Source organism: Microtetraspora malaysiensis (assembly GCF_050947145.1).
GTDB classification, from domain to species: domain Bacteria; phylum Actinomycetota; class Actinomycetes; order Streptosporangiales; family Streptosporangiaceae; genus Microtetraspora_A; species Microtetraspora_A malaysiensis.
Map to the genome: position 1 here is coordinate 2232218 of NZ_CP191998.1, position 10283 is coordinate 2242500.

Below are 10283 nucleotides of genomic sequence, written 5' to 3' on the forward strand. Positions count from 1 at the left end.
AAGACGCTCAGGGGAGGCGCTGCTCGACCCAGACGATCTTCCCCTGGGCGGTGGGACGCGTTCCCCAGCGGTAGGCGAACCGCTTGATCAGCATCAGCCCGCGCCCGGTGTCGTCGTCCAGGGCGGGCGTGCGCGGCGCCGGGGCCGTCGAGGAGCCGTCGGCGACCTCGCACACCAGCGTCCGGCCGCGCAGCAGACGCAGCTCGATCGGCGGCCACCCGTGCTTGAGGGCGTTGGTGACCATCTCGCTGACGATCAGCTCGGTGGTGTCGGCCAGGCTCATGAGACCCCACGCCGACAGCGTGCTCCGTACGAACCTGCGGGCCGTGCGGACGAACCGGGGGTCGTCCGACAGTGGGAAGGACGCCATCTCGTCCGGGTCGAGATCACGGACCCGGGCCAGCAGCAGGGCGATGTCGTCGCGCTCGTGCCCGGGCCGCTGGCTGTTGATGGTCAGGTCGCACATGTCCTCGAGATCTTGGAGCGGTCCCGCGAGCAGGTGGCGCAGCGCCATGATCCCCGCGTCGATGTCCCGCCGCCTGCTCTCCACCAGCCCGTCCGTGTAAAGGGCGAGGACGCTGCCCGCCGGGAGCGTCAGCTCCCGCGTCTCCAACGGGTCGCTGCCGATGCCGAGCGGCAGCCCCGGCGGCATCTCGACGATCTCGGTCGACCGGTCGGGATGGAGCAGGATCGGTGGCACGTGGCCGGCCCGCGCGATCGAGCAGTTGCGCGTGATCGGGTCGTACACGGCGTACACGCAGGTGGCGATCTGCGTCGGGTCGAGGTCCTGGCTCATCAGGTTGAGCCGGAAGAGCACCTCGTCGGGAGGCAGGTCCAGGCTCGCGAGGGTGCGCGCGGCGGTGCGGAGCTGGCCCATGGTCGCGGCCGCTCTGGTGCCGTGCCCCATGACGTCGCCGACGACCAGCGCGGAGCGGCACCCGGGCAGGGGGATCACGTCGTACCAGTCGCCGCCCACGCCCATGAGGTCGCTCGCCGGGAGGTACCTGGAGGCGATCTCCATGCCGAGGGCGTGCGGCAGCTCGGCGGGCAGCAGGCTGCTCTGCAGCGTCAGGGCGGTCCGGCGCTCACGCGTGTACAGCAGGGCGTTGTCGACGCAGACGGCGGTCCGCGCGGCCAGCTCCTCGGCCACCGCGACGTCCTGTTCCTCGAACGGCGGGCCTCCCGGCCGCCGGGTGAACACCGCGCATCCCAGCACCCGTCCGCGCGCGCTGAGCGGTACGGCAAGGAAGGAGGTGTCGGTGAGCAGCGCCGCGATGGTGCTCTCCTGGTCGAGGCCGCTGCCGATCAGCCGCGCCGTCTCGGCGTCCAACTGGGGATACATGAGCGGCATGCCGGTCGCCATGCACTGGGCGTGGGGGAGCTCCGAGGGGTAGGCCGTCACTTCGTCGAGCGGGACGGCCCGCACCCACGCGTACGGATCGTCGGCGGCGACGCCGAGGGCCATCCGCCGGACCAGCGCCGTGCCGTCCAGCGGGCGGGACGGGAACTCGCCGTCCACGACCAGCCGGTCGTGGATCAGGACTTCCGCGGTGTCGGCGAAGCGCGGAACGGCGACGTCCATGAGCTCGCGGCTCGTCTCCGCGAGATCAAGCGTCGTGCCGATGCTGCGGCTCGCCTCGTTCAGGAAGGTCAGCCGCTCGTTCGCCGAGACCGCACTGCTCCGGCGCCACTCGGACTGGTTCCCCTCTATGGGGTCCTTGATCAGGCAGTTACGGTTCAAATCCGTTTCTCTCCGGAGAGGCAGAAGATGCCCCCGAATCGTAAAGAGAAGATCTGCCGCATTTCAGGTGTTTGCCAGATGACGGGAGCCGGACCGTCACAGGATGCGATCTCGCTCACGCGGCGGCGGCAGGGCCGCGCGAGCACCTCCGGACACGAAGGAGGCCGCCTCCGATGCCGGAAGCGGCCCGTCACACTGGAAGAGCTCGTCGGGGCGACAGGATTTGAACCTGCGACTTCTTGCTCCCAAAGCAAGCGCGCTACCAAGCTGCGCCACGCCCCGCTGCGTCGATTGCGCGAGCGCTCCGGAACTCCGGTACGCTTACGCCCTGACGACCGGATGAAGTCTAGACCAGATGAAGACCGGCGCGTGCGGACGTAGCTCAATGGTAGAGCCCCAGTCTTCCAAACTGGCTACGCGGGTTCGATTCCCGTCGTCCGCTCTGATTGCGACAAAGGCCAGGTCAACCAGCATCGGATGGCCTGGCCTTCGTCATGCGGCGGGTGCTGACGGATTTTTCCGATCAGCCGCACGTTTTCTGGATCAGTCGGACGCGCGGAAGCGCGCCCACACGGCCTTGCCGCCGTCGTCGAGCGCGTCCCAGCCCCACTCCTGGCTGTACGTCTCGACGATGTAGAGCCCGCGGCCGTGCTCCGAGATGAAGTCGGGCTCCTTGGGCGTCGGGACCTCATCGCTCGGGTCGGCCACGACCAGGAGGATGTCCGGCGAGAGGCGGACCAGGGTCAATGTGATGGGGCTCTCGTCCCGCGTCTTTCCGGGATAGAGCGCGTAGCGCACAGCGTTGGTCACGAGTTCGGAGACGACCAGGGCGGCGTCGTCGCCGAGCTCGGACAGGCCCCACTCGTCCAGGGTGGAGCGGGTGACGTCCCTGGCGGTCTTCACGGAGTCGGCCTGCGGCCCGAGCGGGCAGATCGCCTGGTCCGCGGCGCCGGCGGAGCGCAGCATCTCGCGGACGCTCCGGCGGGGTAGCTGGGCGGATGGCATGGGCTTCTCCAACATCCTGCCCTATACCTCCCGCTAGCCGCTTTTGACGTCAGTGCACCATTAGCCCAATATGCACTACGCCATGATGGGACAGCCGACCGGCCCCTGCAAGACCCAAATGCACGTGCAGTTGCCTTGTGCAGCGGTACGCGACGTTTTCCGGCGACACGGCGCGATCGGCCCTTGTCATCGGGGCGCGAAGTGGTGACACTGTGTGGGCTGAGGTGTGGCTCAGATCTTTCCCTCGGCGCATGTCACGCATCGACTGAGAGGGAGGCGCCGTGACACAGACCCAGCCGGGCTCCGGGCCTACGGCGCTTCGCATCCTCCTCGGCTCCCAGTTGCGCAAGCTCCGCGAGAACAAGGGCGTCACGCGTGACGAGGCCGGCGAGGTCATCCGGGGCTCCGAGTCCAAGATCAGTCGCATGGAGCTCGGCCGCGTCGGGTTCAAGGAGCGCGACGTCGCCGACCTTCTCACCTTCTACGGCGTAGAGGAGCCCCAGGCACGCTCCGCGGTGATGGAGCTGGTGGAGCGAGCCAACGAGCCCGGCTGGTGGCACCGGTTCAACGACGTGCTGCCCGCCTGGTTCCAGGCGTACGTCGGGCTGGAGGAGGCGGCCGCCCGCATCCGCACCTATGAGGTCCAGTTCGTGCCCGGCCTGTTGCAGACCAAGGAGTACGCCCGGGCCGTGATCACCGCGGGCGCCGTCGGGGCCGGGCCCGAGGAGATCGCCCGGCGGGTGGATCTGCGGCTGGGGCGCCAGCGCGTCCTGGACGGCGACGGCGGCCCGATGTTCTGGGCGGTCATCGACGAGGCGGCCCTGCGCCGCCCCATCGGCGGCGTCGAGGTCATGAGGGGACAGCTCCAGCACCTGATCGACCTGATGAACCAGCCCAACATCACGATCCAGATCATGCCGTTCAGCTTCGGCGGGCACGCCGCCGAGGGCGGCGCGTTCAGCATCTTGCGGTTCCAGGACGCCGACCTTCCCGACATCGTCTACGTCGAGCAGCTCGCCAGCGCGCTCTACCTGGACAAACGGGATGAGGTGGACCGGTACGGCGAGGTCATGGAGCGGCTCTGCGCGGTCAGCACGACCCCGGACGAGACCGCGGGGATGTTGCGACAGATCATGCTCGACCTGTGAGCAGTCGCTCCTAGGCGTGTCTCTGCCCTAGACTGCACCTTGGCGCTGGACACCCGCCACAGTGGAGCCTGCCCAAAGGGTCGTGCCAAGGCGGCGGTGCTTCGTGCCGCTCACGTGGGCGCGGCGCCCGTAACGCGCCGCGGTAACCGTGCTAGGCGCGCCCGCGATCACCAAAAGCTTGATCAAGGAGACCACCCCGTGAAGACCGCTGTCGAGGAGCTCAGCCCGACCCGGGTGAAGCTCACCGTCGAGGTGCCGTTCGAGGAGCTCGAGCCGAGCCTGGAAGCCGCCTACAAGAAGGTCGCCCAGCAGGTGCGTGTCCCCGGCTTCCGCCCTGGCAAGGTGCCCGCCCGGATCATCGAGCAGCGCTTCGGCCGCGCGGTGGTTCTCGAGGAGACCCTGAACGACGCCCTGCCCAAGCTGTACGGCCAGGCCGTGGACGAGACCGACGTGTTCCCGGTCAGCCAGCCCGAGATCGAGGTCACCAAGATCGAGGACGGCTCGCAGGTCGAGTTCACCGCCGAGGTGGACGTCCGTCCGTCCTTCGAGGTCCCGGACTTCCAGGGCGCCGAGGTCGTCGTCGACGTCGCCGAGGTGTCCGACGAGGACATCCAGACCCAGCTCGACGCCCTCCGCCAGCGTTTCGCCACGCTGACCGGCGTGGAGCGTGCGGCCGCCAGTGGCGACTACGTCGTCATGGACCTGCGCGCCGAGATCGACGGCAAGAACCTCGAGGAGCAGCAGGCCGCCGACGTCTCCTACGAGGTCGGCGCCGGCTCCGTGCTCCAGGGCCTCGACGAGGCTCTCGAGGGGCTGTCCGCAGGCGAGGAGAAGACCTTCCGCACCACCCTGGTCGGCGGTGAGAACGCCGGCGATGAGGCCGACGTGATCATCAACGTGAAGTCGGTCAAGGAGAAGGTGCTGCCCGAGCTGGACGACGAGTTCGCGCAGCTCGCCAGCGAGTTCGACACGCTCGACGAGCTGAAGGACAGCATCCGCGAGCAGGCCCGCCGCAACAAGCTCGTCGAGCAGGTCATGCAGAGCCGCGAGAAGGCCCTCGACGCCCTTCTCGAGAAGATCGACATCCCGCTGCCGGAGAGCGCGCTCAAGGCCGAGATCGACGCGCGCAAGCACAACCTCGAGCACCAGATCGCCGAGAGCGGTCTGAGCCGCGAGGCGTTCTTCCGCCTCTACCAGACGACCGAGGACGAGCGCTTCGCCGAGTTCGAGGACAGCGCCGCCAAGGCGCTGAAGTCCGGCTTCGTCCTCGACAAGATCGTCAAGGCCGAGGAGATCGGCGTCAGCGAGCAGGAGCTCACCAACTTCGTGGTGCGTCGCGCCATGCAGCTCGGTGTCGCCCCGAACACCCTGGCCCAGCACCTCGCCGACAACGACCAGCTCACGCTGGCCATGATGGAGATCGTGCGGGAGAAGGCCAAGACGGTCGTCGGTGACGCCGCCAAGGTGACCGACGAGGCCGGCAACGAGGTGGACATCAAGGCCATCTACGCCGAGCTCAACCCCGAGCAGGAGGCTGAGGGCGTCGAGGAGGCCGGCGTTCAGGAGCCCGGCTCCCAGGAGTCCGCTGAGTAGGCGTTCGCCACAGGCTTCACCACGACCCCCGTCGCGCTTCGGCGCGGCGGGGGTCTCGTGTTCCCGGGTACTGGGCGAGTGGGGGCGGCGGGCCCATGCGCCGTCAGCGAACAGCAACCCGACGGGGCATGAGCTGTCCGCGCCGCGCGTTAAGGTCACAAGCAAAGCCAATCGACTTCGACGCATCGGAAGGTGACGCTGTGACCAGCCCGCCGACCTTCTTCCAGCCCACTAGCTTCGGCCCGGACGCACGCGGCAGTGAGAACGGCTCGTTCCGCCTGGAGGACCAGCTCTACCAGCGGCTGCTCCGCGAGCGCATCGTGGTGCTCGGCACCCAGGTCAACGACGAGGTCGCCAACCGGCTCTGCGCCGAGCTGCTCCTCCTTGCGGCGGACGACCCGGACAGGGACATCTGGCTGTACATCAACTCGCCCGGCGGCTCGGTGACGGCCGGAATGGCGATTTACGACATGATGGAGTACGTGCCGAACAACGTGTGCACCGTCGCGATGGGTCTGGCCGCCTCCATGGGCCAGTTCCTTCTCTGCGCGGGGGCACAGGGCAAGCGGTACGCGCTTCCTCACGCCCGCATCATGATGCACCAGCCGTCGGGCGGCATCGGCGGCACCGCGGCGGACATCGCGATCCAGGCAGAGCAGATGCTCTACGTGAAGAAGACCCTGGCTGAGCGGATCGCTTTCCACACCGGTCAGCCACTTGAGCAGATCGAGCGCGACTCCGACCGTGACCGCTGGTTCACGGCCGAGGAGGCCAAGGACTACGGCTTCATCGACCACGTCGTGCGCAGCGCACGACAGGTGCCCTCCGAGGGCGCTGTCTCATGAGCGGAGCTTTCGAAGTGAATGAGCTGATCCGGCCAGGAGACATCAACGGCCGTTACATCATCCCTTCGTTCGTCGAACGCACGACGTACGGCGTGAAGGAGATGAACCCGTACAACAAGCTGTTCGAGGACCGCATCATCTTCCTCGGCGTGCAGATCGACGACGCCTCGGCGAACGACGTCATGGCGCAGCTGCTCACCCTGGAGTCGCTCGACCCGGACAGGGACATCAGCATCTACATCAACTCGCCGGGCGGTTCGTTCACCGCCATGACGGCGATCTACGACACGATGCAGTTCGTCCGCCCGGAGATCCAGACGGTCTGCCTCGGGCAGGCGGCGTCCGCCGCGGCGGTGCTGCTGGCGGGCGGCACGCCCGGCAAGCGGTTCGCGCTGCCGAACGCCCGCGTCCTGATCCACCAGCCCTCCACCGAGGGCGGCGGCCAGGGTAGCGACATCGAGATCCAGGCTCGGGAGATCCTGCGCATGCGGGACCTGCTCGAGGACATTCTGGCGCGGCACTCGGGCAAGTCGCCGGACGAGGTCCGCAGGGACATCGAGCGCGACAAGATCCTGAGCGCCGAGGAGGCGAAGGCGTACGGGCTGGTGGACGACATCATCCCGACGCGGAAGAAGCGCGCCGCGGCGATCGCTTCCTGAGGAAGTCGAAGGCACCGGAACGGTGCCCATTTGGGCACGTTCCGGTGCGACTCACCGTCAGGGGGCTCACTGAGGGTCTGGGAGACGGTAACGTCGATACCTGAGCGGGATGACGTTTTCGCACCGACTCAGAGCGCGCGGCGGACGGAAATGACCGCGTCAGCAGGGCGGTCCCACGCAAAGGAGTATCTGGGGTGGCACGCATCGGCGACGGGGGAGACCTGCTGAAGTGTTCGTTCTGCGGCAAGAGCCAGAAGCAGGTCAAGAAGCTTATCGCCGGACCCGGCGTCTATATCTGCGATGAGTGCATCGACCTCTGCAACGAGATCATCGAAGAGGAGCTCTCCGAGTCCTCTGAGCTGAAGTGGGACAACCTCCCCAAGCCGCGCGAGATCTACGAGTTCCTTGAGGCCTACGTCATCGGACAGGACAAGGCGAAGAAGGCGCTTTCGGTAGCGGTCTACAACCACTACAAGCGCGTCCAGTCCGGTGAACGCGCCCGGGACGACGGCTTGGAGCTGGCCAAGTCCAACATCCTGCTCCTCGGGCCCACCGGTTCCGGCAAGACGCTGCTCGCGCAGACGCTCGCCAAGATGCTGAACGTGCCGTTCGCGATCGCCGACGCCACCGCGCTGACCGAGGCCGGCTACGTCGGAGAGGATGTCGAGAACATCCTGCTCAAGCTGATCCAGGCGGCCGACTACGACGTGAAGAAGGCCGAGACCGGCATCATCTACATCGACGAAGTCGACAAGATCGCTCGCAAGAGCGAGAACCCGTCGATCACGCGGGACGTCTCCGGTGAGGGCGTCCAGCAGGCCCTGCTGAAGATCCTTGAGGGCACCACCGCGAGCGTGCCCCCGCAGGGCGGGCGCAAGCATCCGCACCAGGAGTTCATCCAGATCGACACCACGAACGTGCTGTTCATCTGCGGTGGCGCCTTCGCCGGGCTCGAAAAGATCATCGAGTCCCGGATCGGCAAGAAGGGGATCGGCTTCAACGCCATCATCCGGTCCAAGGAGGAGGTGGACTCCTCGGACATCTTCTCCGATGTCATGCCGGAGGACCTGCTCAAGTTCGGCATGATCCCCGAATTCGTCGGCCGGCTCCCCGCGATCACCTCGGTGCACAACCTCGACCGGGACGCGCTGATCCAGATCCTCACCGAGCCGAAGAACGCGCTCGTCAAGCAGTACCGCCGCCTTTTCGAGCTGGACAATGTCGAGCTGGAGTTCAGCGACGACGCGCTCGAGGCGATCGCGGACCAGGCGATCCTGCGCGGCACCGGTGCCCGGGGCCTGCGGGCCATCCTGGAGGAGGTCCTGCTCTCGGTGATGTACGAGGTGCCCTCCCGCGAGGACGTCGCCCGTGTCGTCATCACCCGCGAGGCGGTCCTGGAGCACGTCAACCCGACGCTCGTGCCGCGGGACCAGCTCCAGGCGAAGCAGCAGCGCACGCCCAGGGAGAAGTCCGCCTGACCCGCGCGAAACGGCCGCGCGGGCACTCGACCGCAGATGGTGGCATGGGAGCGGACGTGGACGGCCATAGAATTGGTCACCGTGACAACGCCTGAACTGCCAACTCAGTACGCACCCGCCGACGTCGAGACCCGAAGCTACGAGCGCTGGGTATCGGAGGGCTTCTTCACCGCGGACCCGGGCAGCGGGCGTGAGCCATACAGCATCGTGCTCCCCCCGCCGAATGTGACCGGTTCGCTGCATGTGGGACACGCCCTCGACCACTCGATCCAGGACGCACTGACCCGCCGGGCCCGGATGCGCGGCATGGAGACGCTGTGGGTCCCTGGAATGGACCACGCCGGCATCGCCACCCAGAACGTCGTCGAGCGCGAAATCGCCAAGGAAGACCTGTCCCGCCACGATCTGGGGCGCGAGGCGTTCGTCGATCGCGTGTGGCAGTGGAAGGAAGAGTCCGGCGGGCGCATCCTCGGCCAGATGCGGAAGCTCGGCGATGGCGTCGACTGGTCGCGCGAGCGCTTCACGATGGACGAGGGACTCTCCCGGGCCGTCCAGACCATCTTCAAGAAGCTCTTCGACGACGGGCTCATCTACCGCGCCGAGCGCATCATCAACTGGTGCCCCCGCTGTCTCACCGCGCTCTCCGACATCGAGGTGGAGCACAGCGAGGACGAGGGAGAGCTCGTCTCCATCCGGTACGGGTCGGACGAGACGGAGATCGTGGTCGCGACCACGCGGGCCGAGACGATGCTCGGCGACACCGCGGTCGCGGTCAACCCGTCCGACGAGCGCTACGCGCACCTCGTCGGCCAGCTCGTGGAGCTCCCGCTCACCGGCCGCCGCATCCCGATCGTCGCGGACGAGCACGTGGACCCGTTCTTCGGAACGGGCGCGGTGAAGGTGACTCCCGCCCACGACCCCAACGACTTCGAGATCGGCCGCCGCCACTCGTTGCCGTCGGTCGCCGTGATGGACGAGCGCGGTGTGATCACCGCCCACGGCCCCTTCCAGGGACTGGACCGGTTCGAGGCCCGGCCCGCGGTCGTCGCCGCTCTGCGACAGCAGGGCAGGATCGTCGCCGAGAAGCGGCCATACCTGCACTCGGTGGGCCACTGCTCCCGCTGCAAGACCGTTGTGGAGCCGCGCCTGTCGCTGCAGTGGTTCGTCAACGTGTCGCCGCTGGCCAAGGCCGCGGGCGACGCGGTCCGTGACGGGCGGACCCGCATCCACCCGCCGGAGCTGGCCAAGCGCTACTTCGACTGGGTCGACGACATGCACGACTGGTGCATCTCCCGCCAGCTCTGGTGGGGGCACCGGATCCCCGTCTGGTACGGCCCGGAGGGCGAGGTCGTGTGCGTCGGCCCGGACGAGGAGCCGCCGGCCGGCTACGTCCAGGACCCGGACGTGCTCGACACCTGGTTCTCCTCAGGGCTCTGGCCGTTCTCCACGTTGGGCTGGCCGGAGATCACCCCTGAGCTCAAGCGGTTCTACCCGACGTCCGTGCTGGTCACCGGATACGACATCCTCTTCTTCTGGGTCGCCAGGATGATGATGTTCGGCCTGTATGCCATGGACGGGCAGCCGCCGTTCCGCACGGTGGCCCTGCATGGCATGGTCCGCGACCAGTTCGGCAAGAAGATGTCCAAGTCGTTCGGAAACGTGGTCGATCCGCTGGACTGGATCGCCCGCTACGGCGCCGATGCCACCAGGTACACCCTCCTGCGCGGGGCCAACCCGGGCTCTGACGTGGCCATCAGCGAGGACTGGGCGGCGGGTTCGCGCAACTTCTGCAACAAGATCTGGAACGCGACCAG

The 10283-nt window shown here is 67.6% G+C and carries 8 protein-coding genes and 2 tRNA genes (1 of these 10 cut by a window edge); 7 read left to right on the forward strand and 3 right to left on the reverse strand.

The annotated features are described in order from the left end of the window. Positions 1-7: 7 nt before the first annotated feature. Together ACQP1V_RS10835 and ACQP1V_RS10840 are read right to left on the reverse strand one after the other, a co-directional pair. On the reverse strand, positions 8-1741 hold the full coding sequence (locus ACQP1V_RS10835) for an ATP-binding SpoIIE family protein phosphatase (protein WP_433421579.1): 1734 nt from the start codon (positions 1739-1741) through the stop codon (positions 8-10). 208 nt (positions 1742-1949) lie between these two features. Continuing rightward, a tRNA-Pro gene (locus tag ACQP1V_RS10840) sits at positions 1950-2023 on the reverse strand. Between the two features lie 89 nt (positions 2024-2112). Between ACQP1V_RS10840 and ACQP1V_RS10845 the strand changes: the two genes are divergently transcribed. After that, positions 2113-2183: transfer RNA gene (locus tag ACQP1V_RS10845), tRNA-Gly, on the forward strand. Between the two features lie 101 nt (positions 2184-2284). Here the strand turns inward: ACQP1V_RS10845 and ACQP1V_RS10850 are convergent. Beyond that, positions 2285-2746 (reverse strand): ATP-binding protein, encoded by a 462-nt coding sequence (locus ACQP1V_RS10850; protein WP_433421582.1) that lies wholly within the window; start codon positions 2744-2746, stop codon positions 2285-2287. A 281-nt stretch (positions 2747-3027) separates the two neighbouring features. Here ACQP1V_RS10850 and ACQP1V_RS10855 point away from each other — a divergent pair, with 281 nt between their 5' ends. From ACQP1V_RS10855 to ACQP1V_RS10880, 6 genes are all read left to right on the forward strand, one after another. Next, entirely contained in the window at positions 3028-3894 is an 867-nt protein-coding gene (locus ACQP1V_RS10855) for a helix-turn-helix domain-containing protein (RefSeq protein WP_387416555.1), read from the forward strand. Between the two features lie 198 nt (positions 3895-4092). Next, the gene (tig, locus tag ACQP1V_RS10860) at positions 4093-5487 is read left to right on the forward strand and encodes a trigger factor (RefSeq protein ID WP_433421584.1); all 1395 of its coding nucleotides are present in this window, start codon (positions 4093-4095) and stop codon (positions 5485-5487) included. A gap of 200 nt (positions 5488-5687) precedes the next feature. Next, positions 5688-6332 carry a ClpP family protease gene (locus tag ACQP1V_RS10865; protein ID WP_067141022.1) on the forward strand — a complete coding sequence of 215 codons (645 nt, stop codon included), beginning with the start codon at positions 5688-5690 and terminating at the stop codon, positions 6330-6332. After that, on the forward strand, positions 6329-6991 hold the full coding sequence (locus tag ACQP1V_RS10870; protein ID WP_067141019.1) for an ATP-dependent Clp protease proteolytic subunit: 663 nt from the start codon (positions 6329-6331) through the stop codon (positions 6989-6991). The genes ACQP1V_RS10865 and ACQP1V_RS10870 overlap by 4 nt, the downstream gene beginning before the upstream one ends. Before the next feature lie 194 nt (positions 6992-7185). Then, entirely contained in the window at positions 7186-8469 is a 1284-nt protein-coding gene (gene clpX, locus ACQP1V_RS10875) for an ATP-dependent Clp protease ATP-binding subunit ClpX (RefSeq protein WP_067141016.1), read from the forward strand. Positions 8470-8505: 36 nt separating this feature from the next. Then, positions 8506-10283, forward strand: the 5' portion of a protein-coding gene (locus ACQP1V_RS10880; protein WP_433421586.1) for a valine--tRNA ligase. 847 nt of this gene lie beyond the right edge of the window; the window shows 1778 of its 2625 coding nt (coding positions 1-1778); the start codon lies at positions 8506-8508; its stop codon lies off the right edge, out of view.